The sequence below is a fragment of the Mesorhizobium sp. M0751 genome, from assembly GCF_040320265.1.
Classification (GTDB): domain Bacteria; phylum Pseudomonadota; class Alphaproteobacteria; order Rhizobiales; family Rhizobiaceae; genus Mesorhizobium.
In genome coordinates this window covers 1-20116 of sequence record NZ_JAMYPH010000010.1, presented here as the reverse complement: position 1 = coordinate 20116, position 20116 = coordinate 1, and the positions used below count along the sequence as shown (strand labels likewise).

Sequence of the window (20116 nt, the reverse complement as noted above, 5' to 3'; positions counted from 1 at the left end):
TCGGGCGTGGGACGACCGCCTCAGGCAATGTGGACGGAGCGCCAGCGCAATGATGTTCCCATGGGAAATAAGCGTCCACCGCGACCAAACCGCAATCAGTTCCGCGGCGATAGCATGGCGGTCGCCAGCTTGCGTTGCCTTACAGCTTTGGCCTCGTGTTAAGTCATTGCCTAGTTTTTCGCCACAATGCATCTCGGTACGCGTTGTGACCTGACATCGATTCTGAACGTGAATCACGCTGTTGCGGCAGGCAAACCGTTCGAGCTGAAGCACACCCTTGAGACCACCACCACGCTGATTGTTAAAAACAATCACAACAAGGGTACTGCGAAACTCGGCCGAAGCAGGAAATGGGGGCCTCTAGCCCTTGGTTTGAAGCGCTTCGCAATGCAGCAACTTTTCCGATGCTGTTTGATTTTGGCCTTCGCACCTGCACAAAACTATGCAAAACCGTTGACCGCTTAAACCTGACGTCGGGGAAATGTGCCGATGAGTGTGGCGGTAGAAACGAAGGCGTTGACGCCGCCGGACATCGCGGCGAGCAAGGGCAAGGATCCGGTCGTCTGCTTGACCGCTTACACCACACCCGTTGCGCAGCTCGTCGACAGATATTGCGACGTCGTGCTGGTCGGCGACAGTGTCGGCATGGTGCTTCACGGTCTGCCCTCGACCCTCGGCGTCACGCTCGACATGATGATCATGCATGGCAAGGCCGTGCGACGCGGTCTTGAGCGCGCGTTGATGGTCGTTGACATGCCATTCGGCTCCTATGAAGAAGGTCCCGAACAGGCCTTTCGCAACGGCGCGCGGCTCATGGCGGAAACCGGATGCGCCGCCCTCAAGCTGGAAGGCGGCAAGAGCATTGCCGAGACAATCCGCTTTCTCACTGCCCGCGGAATTCCTGTCATGGCCCACGTCGGGCTGACGCCGCAATCGGTCAATGTGTTCGGCGGCTATAAAGTCCAGGGCAGGGGCGGGGACAGCGACAGGATTTTTCGCGACGCCATTGCTGTTGCCGAGGCTGGGGCGTTCAGCATAGTGCTGGAAAAGGTCACGGAGCCGCTCGCACGGAGAATAACCGAGAGAGCCACAATTCCCACGATCGGCATCGGTGCCTCAGACGCCTGCGATGGTCAGATCCTTGTGATCGATGACATCCTGGGCATGTTCACTGGTTTTCGGCCGAAATTCGTCAAGCGCTATGCCGAACTGGGCTCAGAGGTCGAAGCTGCCATCGCTGCCTACGCGGCTGATGTGCGGGAAGGGCGCTTTCCAGCGGCCGAACATCTTTTCGCCGACGAGCCGAAGGCCGGAGATGTTGCATGAGCGTGCCGATTGTCCGCACCATTGCCGAACTTCGTGCCGTCGTGGCGGGATGGCGCCGTTCAGGTGCCAGTATCGCCGTGGTGCCCACGATGGGAGCCTTGCATGAAGGACATTTGAGTCTCGTGCGTTCTGCGCTTCAGAAGGCCGATCGTGTGATCGTGACGCTGTTCGTCAATCCCAAGCAGTTCAACAGTGCTGCGGATCTTGCCGCTTATCCCGGCACCGAAAAGGAAGACGCTGCAAAGCTCACTCCGTTGGGCGCACACCTGCTCTATGTTCCGCATGCGACTGAGATGTATCCTGACGGCTTCACCACGACCGTGTCCGTGTCCGGCGTCCGCGAAGGCCTATGCGGTGCGTTCCGGCCTGGTCATTTCGATGGGGTGGCGACCGTCGTTGCAAAGCTCTTTTTGCAGACTGGCGCTGATTTCGCCTTTTTCGGAGAGAAGGACTTCCAGCAGCTTCTACTCATCACTCGCATGGTCCGGGACCTGGATATGCCAATTACCATCGTCCCCTGTCCGACAGTCCGGGAACCCGATGGTCTCGCTTTGTCATCGCGCAATGTTCGGCTCTCGCCAGCGGAGCGGGCCATTGCCCCAAGGCTCGCATCGGTCCTGCTCGATACTGCGGAGGGGCTCTCGAACGGCTCTCCCGTCCTCCCAGCGCTTGCCCAAGCGCGTGCAGCGATTCTGTCCGCAGGTTATCGCGAGGTCGAGTACCTGGAACTCCGTGGCGAAGCAGATCTGCGACCGATAGCAACAAGCATCGATCGGCCGGTCCGCCTGCTCGCAGCCGCCTGGCTCGGCCAAACACGACTCATTGACAACGTCAGAACACTGCCGCCTTGCCAACTCACAAATGAGTCGCTGCGGACTTCCGGCTAGCGTGAAAATGCAGCTCGTGCCGCGTGAGCGTGATTGGACGCGGTTTATCTCCATATATCCAGAACAACGCAATGCCCGTAGCGGATTTGCCGGCCTGATTGCTGGCGTCAATTCTGCGTTGTCGGCTCTAGTTCAGCCCGTCGCGGCACCACCGCCAGAATTTACTCCGGCCATAAATCCGAAGAAGTCGATATTTCCAGACTATATCATAAGTCTCGAGAATGGGCGGAAATTCAAGTCTATGAAGCGTCACCTGGGTTTGCTGGACATGACACCTGACGAGTACAGAGCCAAGTGGAGATTGGCCTGGGACTACCCCACGGTGGCTATGCAGCCAAGCGGTCTGCTCTGGCCAAGGCAAGCGGTCTTGGCCGCAGAGGCACTGCAAAAACACCGCCTAGGAAAGGCTCCGCAAAGCGGAAAGCCAAGGTGTAGCGCGCTTATCAGAGTTGGCAGACGCCAAAACTTGACCTCTCGCTGAAAGATGAATGCGATTTTGCCCAGCCATCTTTGCGGCATCGAGGGCCGCGTCGAGGCGCCCAGCCCGTCGGTGACCAGCTCGTCCACTTGCGCGGTCGCCACACCTGTCGTTAGACCAATGAGAGGTTGAGCAACCTTGCGTTGGACGGAAGCAGTGCTGGTAACAGATGCCAAGCTTAGTAGAGTCCGCGAGTGGCAATCATTCGTCGTGAGTCGATGCTAATGTGCGCGTTTCGCCGCACTCCGGCTCGCTATATCGCCTAAGACGGCATGAAGAAGCGATCCAACCTCCAGTTCGGCGAGCCTGGACGCAACTCCTGATTCGGACAACTGAAGGAGAATTGTCTTGGCGGTGCTGCGCCAGAACGCATTCGCATCCTCCCCGTTCTTGGATTCCAGCACGCGGGCAATTTCCTCGACCAACTTCCGTCGCCGATACAGCGGAAACGCGCTTATGTTTGACACCGATCACCTACCCATTCAGTCTCGCGATTAAGCATTGGAGGATGAGAAAATCCGGTTAACGGCACATCCCTTTTTGGCTGGTGGGCATGTAGCAAGAGTTCTTGCGTCGGCGAACGGTCCCGCGACTAGTCACCAAACAATTGCGATGTCTCGTAGGCGGGGCAGATCGGCGTTTCTGGGTCCGATCTCAACCAGGGTTCCGCACGCAATCTTTTGCCATCACAAACGCAATGTCATCCACGGTCCCCATCTGACCCGGCCGGTGGTACGTCTCTGGCCCGCTATCCCGCCTCGATCAAGGCCGTGCTTTCCCGCGACCAACGCAGCACGACATCCTGACCTTCCGCCAGCCTGCCAGCGCCGGTGTTCTGCCGACGCCGCCGTCTTTGTCCAGCATTTCGTTCGCACACTGGAGAGACAGCTCCGCTCGTTTCACCCGCTGCCTGGCCTTAGCCAGCTCGATGTTCAAAAGTTCGACCATCACTCCAGATCCGAGAGTCCCCTTCGATTGTTAACCGGCCCCGGCCGCATTGTTGGAATCTGCACAGGGCTTGGACGCGAGGACTCGTAAGCCTTGGATTGCCGACCACCCGGGGCCAAGGCTGAAAATCTTGAAGCGATTGCATGCGGCGGCGTCTCGCTGGCCAGCCTCAGCTCATTAACGGCGTCTCATCGGAAATGGCCAAGGTGATCGCCCGAGTACGAGTTTGGAGCCAAATTGCCGCCGGAGTCTGAGACTAAGCCAGCTTGCCGACGCTAGGTCGCCTTGGCAAAAAATTGCGATCTGGATCCGGCAGGTATGGACGGTATATTACGCGACCCTAATTAAACGCCATGTTCCGTTTGCTGCTTAGCTTCGTCTCGTTGTTGTTTTTCACCACGCTTCTTTATGCGCAAGAGTGGCAGCCCTTCGGCATCAAGCAGTTTGGCTTTGTATTCGATGTGCCCCCTGGCTTTGTTCTGACTCAGCGTTCCGACCAGGGGGCAGCTTTTCAGGGCACAAACGAGGCCTTTCTTGCTGTTTGGGGCGCAAGGCTCGGCAAGGCCAGTTTCCGCGCCGAGATAGAGCATCGAATTGTCGAGGACGAAAAGGCAGGCTGGAAAGTGACCTATCGGCGCGTTAAGCCGACTTGGGCCAGTTATTCCGGCATCAGGGACGGGCAAATCCGCTACGTACGTGTCATTGCGATCTGCAATGACCGTGCGGCGCTATTTACAATGAACTACAGCAGATCCGAAAAAATCCCCTACGATCCCGTCGTGGTGCGAATGGTGCGATCCCTACGGGCGGAAGGCTGCTAGAGCCTGATTAACTTTCTGAAATATGTGTGGACGTTGATCGCGCTCACTTGCAGCGAAGACTCAGATTTAACGGCAACAGCGGTTCTCAGTCGGCCCGTTCCACCGACGCACCGCCAACGTGGGGGAATCTGCTGTTTCCGCGGTTCCGCAACGGCAAAACCGAACCAGGCTGGGCGCCTAGCCCTCACCGCGGCCGCGGCGCTCAACGTTTGCGAGCCAGGCTCGCTGGCTGCTTGCACCGGCCTTCGCCGTTTCCATCACGTTCTTGGTGACTGCAATGATGGTTTGTTGAAGATTGTTGTCGGTATGATGGAACCGGAGTTCAACACGGCGCTCCAATAGCGTTCCAAACCGTGCAAAATTTTCAACCCTCGGCGGCATTGGGATTGTCACCAGCTCCGCGAAAGGGTGCTGGATGCCGTCAACACAGTGGCTATCCCCGCGGGAAATACTTCCCCGACTGGCGATGATGTAGCCGCATTATCTGGGTCGAGATTCCATAGTACAGAAGCCGAGCAACTGCGTCTGCCGCGACATTTTTTGGAGGTGAAAGCCGCTGGCTGACCGGACCGAGCCACCAGCGATGCGACCGGAGTGACGCCGCCGGCCTGGCCTTCGCCACGGTAGCGAAGCATCTCGCGACTGCTATCGCTGTTTGCGCTTCTCAACGCGAGCGGAAGCAGCAAAGAGACTTCACCTCCGCGGGGCGACCGCCAAATGGCCAAAGGATGAATGCCAAATAGTCGCAGCAGAGCGGTACATGCGCAACGAAAGTCGCTCGGCAGCGTTGCGGTCTATCCGAGGCGACAGGGAGGACAAGATGGCCGAAGACAAGAGTAAACGAGATTTCCGCGGACGCGACCGCATGTCAGCGCACGAAGACAACGAGGTGGAGTATTTCGCCGCCCAGAACGGCCTGACCCCCGACCAGCTCGGCAGAGATCCACGGCAAGGATCGCGCCCGCCTGACGGAGGCTGCAAAACGCCTCGTCTTAGCTAATCTCCCAGACCGATGCGCCCAAACCATGCCGCGATATTTCTTCGACTTCGCGGATGCCAATGAGTTGTGTCAGGACGATCAAGGCACCGATCTTCCTGACGCGGAAGCTGCCAGGGTCGAGGCAGCAAGGGCCTTGGCGGCGATCGTGAAAGACAAGGCAGACGGTTCCAGCCGCGACTTCGCAATGATCGTTCGAACAGAGAAGGGCGAGGTGTTGCTTCACGCCAGGATCAGATTCGAAATTGAGATGGCGCACTAGAGGTGAGCGGGCGTCATAGAAAATACGAACGAGCGAGCACGTACCCGACCAATCCTAACATCGAGAGCACCTAAAGGACCAGGAGCAACGGAATCATAGATGGTTGGTGGCCGACTAGGCTTCAGCTTCTTCCTGTTCCGCCAGCCTGGCTTTCATAAGCACCTCATCGTCCGACCCATTTTTGCCGTGAGCCTCACTTGAAATCTTTGCCGCGACGTCTGCTCGGATTTCTGGATCCTCGGGCAGGCGGCTCGGAAGCCATTCAGGAAGATTGTCGCCACCATTCTTGTCTATGGCCAACAATGCTTTCTGCCTCAACTATGCTCCAAATTTCTAATGCACCATTTTGACCAAGGGGTTTGCTCACCATGGTCCGTGACGACCTGCCCGCGTCTCCGGAGGAAGGACGCGGACCACAATCGGTTCCACCGATCCTGCAGCTGTGAGGAGTGATCGCGCGCACCAGGCTGCGCAGGCCCCCGAGTTACCCCTTGCCTGATGCAAGGCGCCCGATCGGGTCCCGCCGTTCCCGCACGTGTGGGACGTTTCGCATTGAGGCTGGAACACCGCTGACGGTGAAGGTTGGGCGTGCGCAGCAAACCTTGCCCTCGGACGATGCCAGATCGGGTGGCACCGATGGCCCGGCTCCTGTCCCCCCGAAAGTGCGCGTTTTTTGCCTCCTCGGAATTTCAGCCGGACTATCCCGGCTTCTCGGGCGACTTCCGGTTAGAATTCAGCATCCGTGGCTCGTGCACGAGTGATGCGCGATCGATTCCAATCGTTTCGATGAGATCGCGCGCCGTTATACCAGTCTCTTCGGCGAGCAACCCCGCATGAAGCTACTTGATACGCTCGCGGTCTGTCTTGTCCTCGCCAATTGGTGACAATCACCTTGTCGCAATCAGTTTTCGCAATCAGTTTTCGCTACGCCGAGGTGCATTCGAGCTCTTTCCTGGCGGATCTCCGCTGCCGTCCGATCGGCTCCCGCCGGCCGCCCGTCGGAGGGCCTTGGTAGCCTCCGCAACGCCCGCGCGATCGTTGTCATTGGCGCGGATCGGCTCGGGAACCTGATCCACGGCGATGCCATTTTGCTGAGCGAAATGCTTCACGTCGTAGTCCTGGCTAGGTTCCAGGCGGTCTCGGTCGCGCGTGCTCTTGTCGTCGGCCATGTAGTCCTCCCGGTGGAGCTTCGGATCAATGGCAACGCGGGCAAGCAGCTTTCGTTGCGCTTTTTACAGCCCGCGACTCCTGAATTGTTTGCTGGTCCGCCTCGACCTTGAGCCTGCTTTCCCTCCGTTCTGCCCCCGATGTGTTACTTGGAGCTGCAGTGTGAGCCAGGAGAATCGTGCGATTTCAGCTCATCTGAGGCGCTTGTGGTGATGAGCTCCTAAAGGAGCGGTTTAGTAGCGTCACCAGTTTTCCGTGACAGGCGGCACCAAGCGTCGCTACCAGGGCTGGTGGCCAGCCCCGGCAGGACCTCGCTGATCGTGGTGTCCCCTGGCGCGTCGACGGCGAACGCGATGATCTCGGCGATCCGGTCGTTGTTGCTTTTAATCCGGCTCATCTCTTAGGGACGCCATCTTTTTGCGTGGGACAGGCGTCCAATCGGTGATTGCATCGACATCGATAGTGATCAGCCCGCCTGCCTTCATTGTAACTGTCCGGTCTTGCTCGTCCACGCGCGTCACTTCGCCTGTTAGCTGGAGTTCGTCGCCTGGCTTAGCCTTCTTAGGGGCAGGGATCGAATGTGGAAAACCGTAGGAGGGGATGCTGACGCTGGCTCTGCCGTCATCAAGCAACTTGAGCACCGTCACCGTGATCGCCACCTCGTCGCCGACGTTGATGTCTGTAATTTCCCAAGCCATGTGCATGAGTCTGGGGCGGTTGTTGCGGCCGTCAAGAGATTGCTAACTTAGAGAGAATGACTGACGTGCGCCTGAGCCCGCAATTTGTTTCGGAACCGATTCGAACCAGCGATATTGATTCAAATCGCGGCGTTTGGAGTGCGCGTGCATGCTTACCGAGCTTGGCCTTGGCCGGCTGTCGTTCATTGAGTTCCAAATGCCCACACTGGTCGACAAGCCGCCCAGGGGCCGCGGGTGGATCCACGAAATCAAATACGATGGATACCGTACGCAGCTGATCATCCAAGAGGGTAGGGTGCAGGCCTTCACGCGCAACGGCTACGACTGGACCGACAGATACGTCCCGATCGTCCGAGCTGCGGGTACGCTAAAAGTAAGGCGGACAATCATCGATGGCGAAGCGACAGTTTTTAGTGCTACAGGGCGTCCTGATTTCCAGGCACTACGCCGTGAACTTGGGAAGGCCGAATCGACCAAGCTGGTCTTCCACGCCTTCGACCTCCTCCATCTCAACGGCAAAGACGTGCGTGACGCTCCGCTCCTCGAGCGTAAGCGGGCCTTGCAACGTCTATTGAAAGGCGCGCCCTCGGCACTCGTCTATGTTGATCATCTGGAAGGTGACGGCCCGACCGTGTTCGAGCACGCGTGCGAAATGGGCCTTGAGGGGATTGTCTCGAAACGCGCGGACTCCCCTTACCGCTCCGGCCGGCAGGAGAGCTGGCTCAAGCTCAAATGCGTCAAGAGCGACAATTTTCCGATTGTCGCCTTTGTCGAAAAGCTAGGTGCCAGGCCGCGCAGGATTGCCTCGCTTTACCTCGGCCGCCGCAAGGGCAATCGCGTCCACTATGCCGGTAAGGCGCAGAGCGGCTACAGCCTCACCGACGCACGCGAAGTGCGCGAACGCTTGGACCCGCTAATCGTCGACAAATCTCCGCTGGCCGAACCGATAGACAAGCCCAAAGCGACTTGGGTGCAGCCGGCCGTTGAGGCTGAGATCGAATATGGCGGGATCACCGATGACGGGCTGCTGCGGGAAGCCGTGTTCAAAGGGCTGCGGGATGATCTGAGCTTACCAGCCCACACGCCATTGGTCGGCAAGACGCAGCCGCCCAATGAAAGTTTCGGCGTCCCTCGCGAGAACATTTTGCAACTGCTGCCCGACGCAGTCGTGCCATCGAAAGAGGAGCTGATGAGCTATTGGACGAAGGTGGCGAAAAAAGCGCTTGTCCACCTCGGCCGGCGCCCGCTCAAGCTGGTTCGCCACTCGCACGGGGTCACCTTCTATCACAAGCGCGGATTGCCCGACATTCCGGATACCGTGCACCAACTGCGTGTTCAGAAGCGCGAGGGTGGAGAAGGCGTGAGGCTGTGGGTCGATGATCTTGATGGCCTGCTTGGCTTGGTGGAAATAGGCGCTGTCGAGTTGCATCCGTGGAACGCCACCGTCGATGATATCGAGCATGCCGACCGGGTTGTCATCGATCTGGATCCTGGCGAAGGGGTCGAATGGGAAATGATCGTCGAGACGGCTCTGAAGCTCCGGGACATGCTGCGTTCGGAAGGACTCGATAGCTGGCCGAAGGTGACCGGCGGCAAGGGTCTGCATGTGATGGCGCCACTGCAGCCCGTGATCACCCACGACGCCGCCCGGCAGTATGCCCGAAAGCTAGCGCAGCAGTTGGTCAGCAAGCATCCCGATCGCTATCTTTTGTCGGCTGCGCCATCGGCTCGTTGTGGGCGCATCTTTCTGGATTACCTCCGCAACGGCCGCGGCAACACAGCCGTCGGCGCTTACTCGCCTCGAGCCCGTTCAAGCTTTCCGATAGCCGCTCCCGTCACATGGACGCAGGTCGAAAAGGGAATTTTGCCAGACGCGTTTACGTTGGAGAGCCCATTTCGGCCGGCGAAGGCCGCCTGGACCACGCGCAAAAACCGATAGCAATCGCGAAGTCTTAGTCCATGCAAAGGCCTTATCGGCCTCGACCTTGAAGCTGTTTCATCTACCCTGGTGAGTTCGCCTCGAAGCTCAATATGTGGCCTCGCTTGAACTTGGATTTGCTGTGCCTTGATCGAATGCGGAAAATCGCAGCTCAGGTGGAGAGGCTGACGCGGTCATCTGTCACGCGCCTTCACTGTAGCGGTAAGCGCGACTTCGTCTCCAATGCTCACTCCCGGCGTCGAGGTGCCCAGCGGCTTGGCTGCGGGGGGACTGTCAGCAAGAGGCCGCTGGGCCCAGACGACCAGCGAGCGTAAGAGGAGGGCTGGCTGACGAAAACTTGCGCGTAAAGCCACGGAAAAGCATCATCCGAACGAACACCGTCGTCGAGATGTGGGGGCCGTGAGGCGTTAGCCGGCGCTTTGAGGACGACGGGACATGGCGCCTGTATCGGGACATCTGGAACTTAGGTGCGGCCCAATAGAATGCCGCGACCCGAATTGATTGTCAAAATTGAACAGACTTGATGCGGTCTGCTCGTCAAGTCGGCTACCATCGCGCCACCGATCCGGGAGGCGGTTGGATTCGAGCTCAGCAGAACGGCAAATCTGGCTGACCACGACTTGCTGGGACTGGCGCGTTCTCCGGCACGGCGCGCTGCTGAGGCCTCTTGTTCGTTTGGTCATGCGCAGTCCGTGAGTCTCCAAGAACCCGTCCATCTCGTCAATGCCATGAGCCGAGACAACTAACTGTCATGGGCAAGTGGCGGCTCAACGGCTCCAGAAGAAAGCGGCCCCCCGACGCTCGTTCAACATTCGAGACCGCATTTGGCAAGTCTTTCAACGTCCGGGTACGCCCTGCTGCTTCGACCGCTCCTTTTGTCTTGCGGATTCAGGAATTCGAGCTTTTCGGTTGTTTCCGATCATCCGTTTGGGAAACGACCGATGCCGGCAAGCAAGGTTCTATGGGGCCAGATCCTCACCGCCTTCCTGATCGTCGTCGCGACAACATGGGGGGCGACACAGTGGACGGCAGCGCGGCTCGGCTTTCAAAGCCAACTCGGTCCGCCGTGGTTCGAACTGGCTGGACAGCCCATCTATCCGCCGCCTGCCTTTTTCTGGTGGTGGTTTTTCTACGATGCCTACGCGCCGAAGGTCTTCCTTGAGGGCGCGGCGATTGCGGCGAGCGGAAGCCTGATGGCTATCGTCGCAGCGATCGGGATGTCGCTGTGGCGGGCGCGCGAGGCAAAGGACACCACGACCTACGGCTCGGCGCGTTGGGCGACGCGAGACGAAATCAAGGCCGCCGGGATGATTGGTCAGGATGGGGTGGTGCTGGGTATGTTGGGCCGACACTATCTGCGCCACGACGGTCCGGAACACGTGCTATGTTTTGCACCGACCCGAAGCGGCAAAGGCGTCGGCCTGGTCGTGCCGTCACTGCTGACTTGGCCGGGTTCGGCAATCGTCCACGACATCAAAGGCGAAAACTGGGAATTGACGGCCGGATGGCGGGCCCGTTTCGGCCAGGTGCTTCTGTTCGACCCGACCAATGCTGGATCCGCAGCCTACAATCCGCTGCTGGAGGTGCGACGGGGCCAGTGGGAAGTTCGAGATGTGCAGAACGTGGCGGATGTCCTGGTCGACCCGGAAGGCACATTGGAACGCCGCAACCACTGGGAGAAGACCAGCCATGCGCTGCTGGTCGGCGCCATACTGCACGTGCTCTATGCGGAGAAAGACAAAACCCTCGCCGGCGTGGCGAACTTCCTTTCCGATCCAGAGCGGCCAATTGAGACAACGCTGCGCGCCATGATGCTGACGCGGCATTTGGGTGATGCAGGCCCGCATCCCGTCGTTGCGTCGGCTGCTCGGGAACTGCTTAACAAGTCCGAGAACGAGCGTTCCGGCGTGCTCTCGACGGCCATGAGTTTTCTGGGCCTCTACCGCGATCCAGTTGTGGCCAAGGTGACGTCATGCTGTGACTGGCGGATCGCAGACCTTGTCGAGGAGGCACGGCCGACGACGCTTTATCTGGTCGTGCCGCCATCGGACATCAGTCGCACAAAGCCGCTGATCCGACTTGTGCTTAACCAGATCGGCCGCAGGCTCACCGAAGATCTTCACGCGAAGGATCACCGGCAGCGTCTTTTGATGCTGCTGGACGAGTTTCCCGCGCTTGGCAGGCTCGATTTCTTCGAAAGCGCGCTGGCCTTCATGGCCGGCTACGGCATCAAGTCGTTCCTGATCGCACAATCGCTCAATCAGATCGAAAAGGCCTACGGACCGAACAATTCTGTCCTCGACAATTGTCATGTGCGGGTGAGCTTCGCCACCAACGACGAGAGGACAGCCAAGCGCGTCTCAGACTCTCTGGGGACCGCGACCGAGTTGCGCGCCATGAAAAACTATGCGGGGCACAGATTGTCGCCCTGGCTCGGGCATCTGATGGTGTCGCGGCAGGAAACGGCGCGTGCACTGATGACGCCGGGCGAGATCATGCAGCTGCCGCCGACCGATGCGATCATCATGGTCTCGGGCCAGTTCCCAATCCGTGCGAAGAAGGCACGCTACTTTGCCGACCCGCGTCTTGCCGGGCGTGTCTTGCCGCCACCAAGGACCGGAGGAACAACGCAAAACGCTCGCTCAGACGACTGGACCGACACGACACTTTTTGCTGACCCGAAAGGGAAATCTCGCGAGCTGAGGCATGCCAGAGATCAGCAGGACGAGGATCCGGCTAATGGCGGCATTCGCCGCCAGCCCGAGCTCCCCGAACACGAAAACATCGCGCCGGAGCGAACCCAACGGCGCGACGATGAGTTCGATCTCGACCGTGACGAGCCCGACGATGACGCCCTGCGTCGTGGCAGTGTCGATCAGGCTATGAGGCGCGCTGCACGACAGGCCGCCCTTGACCCCAATGATGGCATTGAGCTTTGAGCGCATGAAGAACGCCAAGAAAAGACGTCTGTCTGCCTATCTCGACCCTGACGTAATGAGGGTACTGGCAGATTACGCTGGGCGACGCGAGGTCTCGCTGTCACTGGTCGCCGAGGCTGCGCTCGCGTCTTTCCTGTCGCCGGACGCCGAAGAACGAAAGCAAGCGGCGATAACTCGCCGCCTCGACCAGATCGATCGACGCGTGCAGCGGGTCGAGCGTGACGTTGGAATTGCTATTGAAACGCTAGCATTGTTCGTCCGGTTTTGGCTCAACTCGACTCCAGCCTTGCCGGAATCGGCGCAAGCGGAGGCGCGTGCCAAGGGCTTGCAGCGCTACGACAATTTCGTTGATGCGCTCGGTCGCCGGCTCAGCAAGGGACCAAGGCTCAGGCAGGAGATAGCCGACGATGTCCCGCCAGCGCCGCCGGCAACTGGATGAGCTGCCGGCACGACAGGCGCTTCAACAGCCCAACTCCCGGTGCCCGGTTGCGGAGCTATTTTGCGCAGCTGATACCCATCAGAACACCTCTCATCGAAGCGGCGGGCCTCGGCGTTCGTTTCCACCGTCGATCTCAGCTAGGAGTGTGCCTTCCCGGATTGGAGTTGTTTCGACCGCGCATGCTGGGTTGAATTCGAGCCTTTTCAGCGGGGAACAGGTTCTTGCCCGTGCCGTAGCCAAGATTGCAGATGAAACTGCCCGGTGGCACGGCATCGCAGCCGAAACCGGAGATCGGGCCTTTCCTTAGGCGCAATAATTTTGAAACAAATCCTGCCGGCACGCGTTCCAGCATAGCGGGCGGGTTGCCGGAGGACCCAATGCCCGACGATTACAATGACATCGTCATCCCCCAAGACCACGATGCATCGCCACTTCGGGAGGAGGAGTATTTCGTCGTCTGCCCGGCGTGCGGCCAGGCGTTCGATATCAGGTGTATGGCAGAGGCACTTCATCACAACGAGCTGGGCCACGAGCCCTACGACCTTGACTCGTAGTCGGCAGTTACCGACGGTTGTCGACGAACGGCGAGCCTGATCGAGACCAACATCAGGCGTAAGTTCTCGCTCATCTGGCCGGCGCCGTCTGGTCGTCTTACAACGAATCCCTGTCGCGGGGCCGGAGCTTCGCCGGCACGCTATGTCGTGACAGATACCTCGCGGGCTTTCAGCGGCAACTTGGGTGCCGTTACGATTGTTGTCGACGCGACCGCGGCCGTCACCGACCGGGTTATTAACCCAGGGCGATGGCTCCTACTCCACCGCAACCATGTCGCCCCAGTCCCATCACGACGCTCCGAGCAGACCTATTGCCGGCATCGGGGGCCCGGAGCCCATCGCGGTTGAACTTGCCGAGCCGTGACCATGCGCTCGTTGCAGAGCCCTGTTTCAAGTAATCCGAAGACACCAGGGGCGCACTAGCTGCACTTGTGCCCTAGCCGTTGAGCTTCCATTACATCCGGCTGGACCGCGCCGCACCCTTGGGCTGTTCAAAGGCGTGGGCATCTTCCCTACGCCGATACCGGCCGCTGTCTCGCCGGAGCATCAACCCGCTGAAATCCGGTGGTGCTTTCTCAGCCGAGTGATCGCCGACTTGTCGACCGTGATCACCCCGCCACAGTCAATCCGCACAGTGAGTTTGTCCGCCCCGCGATCGATGCGGGTGACGTCCCCAACAAGAACGACTCGGTCGCCGGCCCGGACTTTCGGTGGCGGATCAATCGTATAAGGATGGTCATACGAAGGAATGCTCACCCTGGCGCGCCCGCTGGGGAGAATCGCGATGACGATACCTGCCAGCGCAACCTCGTCGCCGACCTCAAATTCGCGAGGCCTGTTAACGTGCAGCATGGTCTTCCTCCCGATGCTTTCCTAATTCACGCTTTGCTAAATTAATGCCCGGCCAACCAGGTTGGTTGCTTGCAATCGACTTCGTACGGTTCCGCACAATTCCAAGCTGGTAGGCGCTCCCGTTGGCCTTGAATCGGCCCTGGTGCGTCAAATTCTGCAGAAATGGTTTGACATTCAGCGATGACTTTCGCGCGCCCGCCCAGTTACGTGTTGGCGGGCCGGCGGGCTTCCTCTCGGTCGGGCGATGGCCATATACGCGGACTGTGCAGAGGAAAATGGACTTTTCGCCTTCGGTACGTCGTTCCGGAAAGTTCAGGAACTCCGAAGCCGGAAGCAGGTATCGTCTGCTGTTCCCAAACTGACGGCTCCTCAGAGCGGAAGTTGATCACCACCCACCGTTAGGCCGGCTGGTGGTATTCCAAACGTCATAGGTCGATGGCTTTACCTGCCACGCGGGTTATTGAACCCGGATCATCGATGCGCGTGTCGTGCGCGTACGCGCAGGTCAAGTTCGGTTTCGTGCGTCGGGAACTTCAAGGCCAGCGAAGTTATCATCCAGCAATGTTCAGCCAGGCCATATGTTGTTCGCAAACGTTGCACATGGAAGCCTCCGATCGGGGTGACATTTCAATACCAAGGGCAACCCGGCAGACGCCGGAAGCGGCAAGCCCGAAAGGCTAGAACGAGGACACAAGCCTTGCCCTTCTTCGCGCCAGGCTTCGAGCTTTTTGGCGAGCGACCCTGAGCTCGGGCAGCGTCGGTTGCCACCAGACTCGCTGCCGTTCCGTTAACCCGGCAGCACGCCGAGCGGGCCATGTCCTAATCAATTCAGCCAACGTCGCCGGGCGCCATCTGCCCCAGACCTGGTCGACGTTCGTCTCGATCAAATGCGGATAAAACGCCGCTAACTCCGAGGCGTCGACGAGTTCACCCGAAATCTCGGTGAAGACTACGATGCCGTATTGCTGCGTTGCCACGGCACGGCCAAGCCGGGGCAAATCGTCAGGGGGCAGTGGGTAGCGACGTCGCCTGCGTTCGGCATAGCGCAATCTGGCGGCTTTATATTCCTCGGAGTCTTTGGACGCTTCCCGTCGCCGTTTCCTCTCCTCCGGTTCTGCGCGGCGGGCGGCCCTTTCGATGCTTGGCCAATGGCGCCTCAACTCCTCGTAGGAGCGGAAAGGCACCCTCCAGGCCCGCAGTTCGTCGTCCCAGCTCGCCCACGGGACGGATCGTAGTTCTTCGAGAACCGTCCGCGAATATGGCGTGCGGATGCGCAGGTCGTCGGCGACTTCCAGATACCGGCTCGACAGGGGATCGAAGGCGAAGGCGTCCCGTCCTTTGCTGTCATCATGTGCTACTCGGAGATCCGCCTCTTGTGCCAGCCAGCGCTGGATGCGCCGCGCTGCAGTCTTTCCCGGCACGAACCAGCTTCTCCGCTCGTCACTCCATCTGGCGCGCGGGAATGTCTGTCGAAACCGCTCTACCGCCGCGCGATCGTATGGAAAGCGCGCTTCGGCACCAGGAACTGTCCGCGGTGCAGCAGGGGCGTCGGATTTTTCCATCAGATTGCGAAGCACAGCACTGCTCGCAAACAACGCGGTGCAGCTGATTTGGGTCCCAAGAACACCAGAAGGTATGGTCAGAGCCGCAAGGGGAAGCTGATGGCGCGATCGGTGAAACTGCTCAACGCGCTAACGTGGCGAAACCTTCACCGCGCCGGACCGTTTATATCGATCCAGGAGAGGTCCATTCATGCCCAGACGAGATGCAAAAAACCCCAGACGGCCAACGAGCCCTCGTTCGCGTCCCCTGAAAGGCGAGGAGACGGAAGTGAACCACATCGTCGAGACGCAAAGTATATCGCCAGCCCAGGCGCGGGAGCTGGTGCGGCGCCACGGAAACGATTGGCGTAAGATCGATGAAGCTGCGAAGTCTTTTAAGGATGACAGCTAAGCACTTCCAAGGCCGGGGAAGGGAGCTTTGTCACGGCAATCCGCGGGCAATCGGGCGGATCGGCTTGAGGTTGACGAAGGCCCACGATCGAACCTCAACATAAAGGACGTCGTCAACTGCCGATCACTGCATACGAATTGTTTGCCTCCGGGAATTAAGACGCCGGACGAAAAGTTCCTATGATGCCGGCAACGATGCCGGTTACGGCGCCTCACGGGCAAGAAGACATCCGCTCCCGCCCGATAGCGAGCGAACCCGGTGGAGCTCACCTCATACGCAGGCCAAGCGCAAGTTCGGCCCGGTGGCACAACTTCGCGCTTCCAGCAGTGAAGGATCGCCGTCGCTCACTTGCCAACGGGTCTCGGCGCCGACTCGCCACAAACGGAGTTCGAGGCGATTTTTGCCCAGGCGCAAGTCGTTCAAAGTGAGTTCCTCTATCCAGTCGGGCAGCCTTGGATCGATGTACAGCTTGCCATTTGGAGCGTCGGGCTGGAAGCCGATGATCGCCTGCAGAAGCGAAAAACAGGATCCGGCCGCCCATGCCTGCGGAACGTTCGCTCCCTTATACTGCACGGGGAAAGTCGTGGGCGTTCGCGGCAATCCGGCGAACAGCTCTGGCATTCGATGTTGCATGAAGTAGATTGCGGCGCTGCTCACGTCGCGAGAGAGGCGACAGGCTTCCGCGAAAAAGCCATAGCGCCGGAAGCCGAGCGCGATCAGCCCGTTGTCATGCGGCCATACAGAGCCGCGTTGATAGGAATGTGGATTGTAGGCCGGGTGATCGGCCGAAAGCGTCCGAATCCCCCAACCGCTCCACATATCCGGCATCATCAGCCTACGCACCACCCTGACGGCTCGTTCGGGTGGGACTATTCCCGACCAAAGACAGTGACCGGGGTTGGAAGCGACGCTCAGCACCGGCTTCTTGTCGCCATCCAACGCGAACGCGTAGAAGCCGGATGCCTCGTCCCAAAAGACCTCGTTGAATCGGTCGAACAAGCCCTTGGCTTTGGCGCGTAGCTGCCCGGCACGATCGCCATCGCCTGTGGCATCGAAGATTTCAGCCATGCGCTGCCAAGCGTCATAGACATAGCCTTGCAATTCGCAAAGCGCCTTGGGTCCCTTCACCAGGGTGCCGTCGGGATAAACCAAGGCGTCACCGGCGTCTTTCCAGCTCTGGTTCTCGTACCCCGCAGCCGAGCGGGTTTCGTATTCCTGGAAACCGTCGCCGTCACGGTCCCCATACCGGTCGATCCAATCCAGGCACTTCTCGGCCGTTGCCATGTGTCGCTCGAGAAGGCTGGCGTCACCGGTGCATCGCCAAGTGTTGTGGAGTACGATCAGATACAAAGGCGTGGCATCGGCCGTGCCGTAATAGGGCGTATGGGGGATCAAATTGAAATGGGCGAGTTCACCGGTGCGAAGCTCATGCATTATCTTCCCCGGTTCCGCATCGCGGTAGTCGTCTCGTTCGGTGGCCTGAAATCGCCCTAAAACGTCCAAGGCGCCGCGCGAAAAATCTGGGTAGACCAGGGCATTCTGAAGCGAGACTATCAGGCTGTCGCGCCCGAACAGGCTTATGAACCAGGGTAGTCCGGCGGCCGGCACGTATTCTAGTTCGTCCGTCCCTTCGATCGGCAGCCGCAGCGCGGCCATGTCTTCGACCGCCTGATGGTAGAAGCGATGAAATTCGTCATTGGAACAGTTGAACTTCAATGCGCTGCCTTGCCATCCCGCGAGGCGTTTTGCGGCCTTCGACTCGAGGCATTTGTCAATGCAGGCTCGCGGTGCCCGATAGATTGTCTCGCCATTGCCAAAGTCGTAGAGAAGACAAGCATGCCATGTCGCGCCCGGTTCGAGCTCGATGTCGAAGCTGATCCGGCCATTGGCATAGACGGGCTTTGTGGCCGTCCGGCGGACCTTGACAATGACGTCTCGCTTGAAGTCCCGATTCACGTACGAGGTACGAAGGCTCGCCGCTCTGGACGACCATTCCGTGGCAATACGTCCGCGACGGATGATTGCGTCGGCCTTGACTTCGAAAAGATCGGCAAAGTCGCTGCGCATGGCAACTTCCAAATTGAACCGCACTGGCTTTTGCCCGTGGTTTACGAGTTCAAAATCCTCATGCAGCCCACCATCCAAGGCGCGGCCGATTACCAGCCCCAGGCTGCCTGCTGGCACGCGGTTCGTTTCGGTCGCGAACGCCTGATTGACCAGATAGATCTTGGCGGCGAAGTAGGCGATGTTTCCGGAACTGAGGAGGTCCCATGGTTGACCATTGGCAAAGATCTGCCAGCTGGATATCAGGCGTGTGTCAGACGCATACAACCCGTTATACGTGGGCCAGCCGATCTGGCCATCCGGTTCGGTGACAAGGAAGCTGCGTCCCTGGTTAATCGCCAGACGCGGCGGTCCGACTGTGATCTCTAGTGTCATTTATTCAACCGTCACCCGATCGATCAGCATCCACGGGAACAGATTGAACGGCCAGTGTCGGCCGCCGCCGCGATCTTCGGCCACGAGACCTGACGTCTGCCTTAAACGCCTGGCCCCAGATCGTCACAAAATCACATCCCAGGTAGGCGACCCACCGCCCGGTCATCGACGAGTTCGAACAATCGGACCGCTTCGAGCACATCAGCCGACCCACAACCACGCGCGGCGAGCCTCACCTCGGTCATCACCCGCGGCTGGGCGAAACTGTGAGCCTAGGACCATTGCGCACATCTGCCCTTCGCCACCAGGATCGAGCCGGCGAACTGCCATTCTCCAACGCGTGAGCCGGAGAAAGATGGATGCGCTCTGGCGAGGCCCGGCGACGCTGCAATCTGGTCGCTGCGACGGCACGCGTCCATCCGGAGTTGTCCTCGACCGTCTTTCATCAAAATAGTCGCCGGCTTCAGGTGCTTGCGGGCGCCAACCTTCGAAGTGTCTTCCGCTCAAACTGGTGTATTCTCGGCGACTGTCAACAAGCAGAACGGCTGGGTGCGCAACGCATTTTGCCCACATAAGATGAGGTCAGCCCAAAGCCGCGCGCTCCCGAGGGGTGAGCAGAGAGGGGTTCCAGCACGTCGACACGCGCCGCAGGGGCGACGGCCCCACACTGGTTGCATCCTCCACGGTGCAAACGACCGCTGCGGTTCTGAAAACCTGCCAGTCCGATATCGCCCACCGAGGCTAGACCCACAGGCGTGAAGTCGCGCGACCCAGAATGATGCACACCACATTGGCAGCACCATCTGCACCAGACTGTTCGAATACTGCGGCACCTCAGGGACCAGGTGGCGTGCGATGAACATTCGGGGCCTGCGCAGGCAGCCGCAGCGGCGCGGAGCGCGCTCGACGGCGCATGCTCTCATCGCGATCGAACGCAAGTGTGGCTGTTCCGGTGTTCGTGAGTGCTCGGTAGAGTGCCACATAATCGCTGCACATGCGCTCGACCGTGAACCGCTTTTCGAACGTCTGCCGCACTCGTGCGCGATCGAGGCTGTCTATTCGCCGGAGCGCGCCCACAGCTTCCTCCACCGTATCCACGATCCATCCGGACACACCGTCATCGATGATCTCCGGGATGGCGCCACGCCGGAACGCAACCACCGGCGTACCGCAGGCCATTGCTTCGATCGTTACGAGCCCGAAGGGTTCCGGCCAGTCGATTGGAAACAAAAGCGCTACCGCATTGCCCAGAAAATCCGCCTTTTGCCGCTCATCGATCTCGCCAATGAACTCCACGTTCGAATGCCGCAGCAGTTGCGGCTCGACCCTTTCCTTCCAGAACGACTGGTCCACCTTGTCGATCTTGGCGGCGATTTTCAGAGGAAACCCGGCCCGCGCTGCTATTTCTATGGCCGCT

At 59.5% G+C, this 20116-nt stretch carries 19 protein-coding genes; 10 read left to right on the top strand and 9 right to left on the bottom strand.

The genetic code is table 11. The features are described from left to right. The first annotated feature begins 489 nt into the window (after positions 1–489). From panB to NKI19_RS16750, 3 genes are read left to right on the top strand one after another with little or no spacing between them, the layout of a single operon-like run. Positions 490–1326: a 3-methyl-2-oxobutanoate hydroxymethyltransferase gene (panB, locus tag NKI19_RS16760; protein WP_352493529.1), complete on the top strand. Its 837-nt coding sequence runs from the start codon at positions 490–492 to the stop codon at positions 1324–1326. Next, positions 1323–2213 carry a pantoate--beta-alanine ligase gene (gene panC / locus NKI19_RS16755; RefSeq protein WP_352493528.1) on the top strand — a complete coding sequence of 297 codons (891 nt, stop codon included), beginning with the start codon at positions 1323–1325 and terminating at the stop codon, positions 2211–2213. The genes panB and panC overlap by 4 nt, the downstream gene beginning before the upstream one ends. Continuing rightward, positions 2188–2694, top strand: coding sequence for a MucR family transcriptional regulator (locus tag NKI19_RS16750; protein ID WP_352493527.1), 507 nt, complete (start codon positions 2188–2190; stop codon positions 2692–2694). The genes panC and NKI19_RS16750 overlap by 26 nt, the downstream gene beginning before the upstream one ends. Positions 2695–2912: 218 nt before the next feature. Here the strand turns inward: NKI19_RS16750 and NKI19_RS16745 are convergent, their stop codons facing one another. Then, positions 2913–3158 (bottom strand): DUF6074 family protein, encoded by a 246-nt coding sequence (locus tag NKI19_RS16745; RefSeq protein ID WP_352493526.1) that lies wholly within the window; start codon positions 3156–3158, stop codon positions 2913–2915. Positions 3159–3992: 834 nt separating this feature from the next. Between NKI19_RS16745 and NKI19_RS16740 the strand changes: the two genes are divergently transcribed. Further along, a complete protein-coding gene (locus NKI19_RS16740) occupies positions 3993–4460 on the top strand; it encodes a hypothetical protein (protein ID WP_352493525.1) in 468 nt (155 codons plus the stop codon). Positions 4461–4637: 177 nt separating this feature from the next. Here the strand turns inward: NKI19_RS16740 and NKI19_RS16735 are convergent, their stop codons facing one another. After that, positions 4638–4841: a hypothetical protein gene (locus NKI19_RS16735; protein WP_352493524.1), complete on the bottom strand. Its 204-nt coding sequence runs from the start codon at positions 4839–4841 to the stop codon at positions 4638–4640. A 644-nt stretch (positions 4842–5485) separates the two neighbouring features. Between NKI19_RS16735 and NKI19_RS32850 the strand changes: the two genes are divergently transcribed. Continuing rightward, on the top strand, positions 5486–5719 hold the full coding sequence (locus tag NKI19_RS32850; RefSeq protein ID WP_502899297.1) for a DUF6894 family protein: 234 nt from the start codon (positions 5486–5488) through the stop codon (positions 5717–5719). Positions 5720–5833: 114 nt separating this feature from the next. Here NKI19_RS32850 and NKI19_RS16730 read toward each other — a convergent pair whose 3' ends face one another. From NKI19_RS16730 to NKI19_RS16720, 3 genes are all read right to left on the bottom strand, one after another. Further along, on the bottom strand, positions 5834–6037 hold the full coding sequence (locus tag NKI19_RS16730; RefSeq protein ID WP_352493694.1) for a hypothetical protein: 204 nt from the start codon (positions 6035–6037) through the stop codon (positions 5834–5836). A 596-nt stretch (positions 6038–6633) separates the two neighbouring features. After that, complete coding sequence (locus NKI19_RS16725) at positions 6634–6888, bottom strand: DUF3606 domain-containing protein (protein ID WP_352493693.1); 255 nt, start codon at positions 6886–6888, stop codon at positions 6634–6636. A gap of 381 nt (positions 6889–7269) precedes the next feature. Next, positions 7270–7584: a hypothetical protein gene (locus tag NKI19_RS16720; protein ID WP_352565690.1), complete on the bottom strand. Its 315-nt coding sequence runs from the start codon at positions 7582–7584 to the stop codon at positions 7270–7272. 148 nt (positions 7585–7732) lie between these two features. On the opposite strand from NKI19_RS16720, the gene ligD reads away from it, so the two are divergent. From ligD to NKI19_RS16700, 4 genes are all read left to right on the top strand, one after another. Next, on the top strand, positions 7733–9523 hold the full coding sequence (ligD, locus tag NKI19_RS16715) for a DNA ligase D (protein ID WP_352565688.1): 1791 nt from the start codon (positions 7733–7735) through the stop codon (positions 9521–9523). Between the two features lie 941 nt (positions 9524–10464). Then, a complete protein-coding gene (locus NKI19_RS16710; RefSeq protein WP_352493561.1) occupies positions 10465–12462 on the top strand; it encodes a conjugal transfer protein TraG in 1998 nt (665 codons plus the stop codon). Between the two features lie 4 nt (positions 12463–12466). Further along, positions 12467–12901 (top strand): CopG family transcriptional regulator, encoded by a 435-nt coding sequence (locus NKI19_RS16705; protein WP_352565686.1) that lies wholly within the window; start codon positions 12467–12469, stop codon positions 12899–12901. 377 nt (positions 12902–13278) lie between these two features. Beyond that, positions 13279–13455, top strand: a complete 177-nt coding sequence (locus tag NKI19_RS16700) for a hypothetical protein (protein ID WP_352493559.1) — start codon at positions 13279–13281, stop codon at positions 13453–13455. A 546-nt stretch (positions 13456–14001) separates the two neighbouring features. Here the strand turns inward: NKI19_RS16700 and NKI19_RS16695 are convergent. Together NKI19_RS16695 and NKI19_RS16690 are read right to left on the bottom strand one after the other, a co-directional pair. After that, entirely contained in the window at positions 14002–14307 is a 306-nt protein-coding gene (locus NKI19_RS16695; RefSeq protein ID WP_352493558.1) for a hypothetical protein, read from the bottom strand. A gap of 677 nt (positions 14308–14984) precedes the next feature. Next, positions 14985–15869 (bottom strand): hypothetical protein, encoded by an 885-nt coding sequence (locus NKI19_RS16690; RefSeq protein ID WP_352493563.1) that lies wholly within the window; start codon positions 15867–15869, stop codon positions 14985–14987. Positions 15870–16137: 268 nt separating this feature from the next. Between NKI19_RS16690 and NKI19_RS16685 the strand changes: the two genes are divergently transcribed. Continuing rightward, a complete protein-coding gene (locus tag NKI19_RS16685) occupies positions 16138–16260 on the top strand; it encodes a hypothetical protein (RefSeq protein ID WP_352493557.1) in 123 nt (40 codons plus the stop codon). A 270-nt stretch (positions 16261–16530) separates the two neighbouring features. Here the strand turns inward: NKI19_RS16685 and NKI19_RS16680 are convergent, their stop codons facing one another. Together NKI19_RS16680 and NKI19_RS16675 are read right to left on the bottom strand one after the other, a co-directional pair. Beyond that, positions 16531–18699 carry an amylo-alpha-1,6-glucosidase gene (locus tag NKI19_RS16680; protein ID WP_352493556.1) on the bottom strand — a complete coding sequence of 723 codons (2169 nt, stop codon included), beginning with the start codon at positions 18697–18699 and terminating at the stop codon, positions 16531–16533. Between the two features lie 834 nt (positions 18700–19533). Continuing rightward, positions 19534–20116 (bottom strand): glycosyltransferase (locus NKI19_RS16675; protein WP_352951179.1); only part of this gene is annotated, 583 nt, incomplete at its 5' end.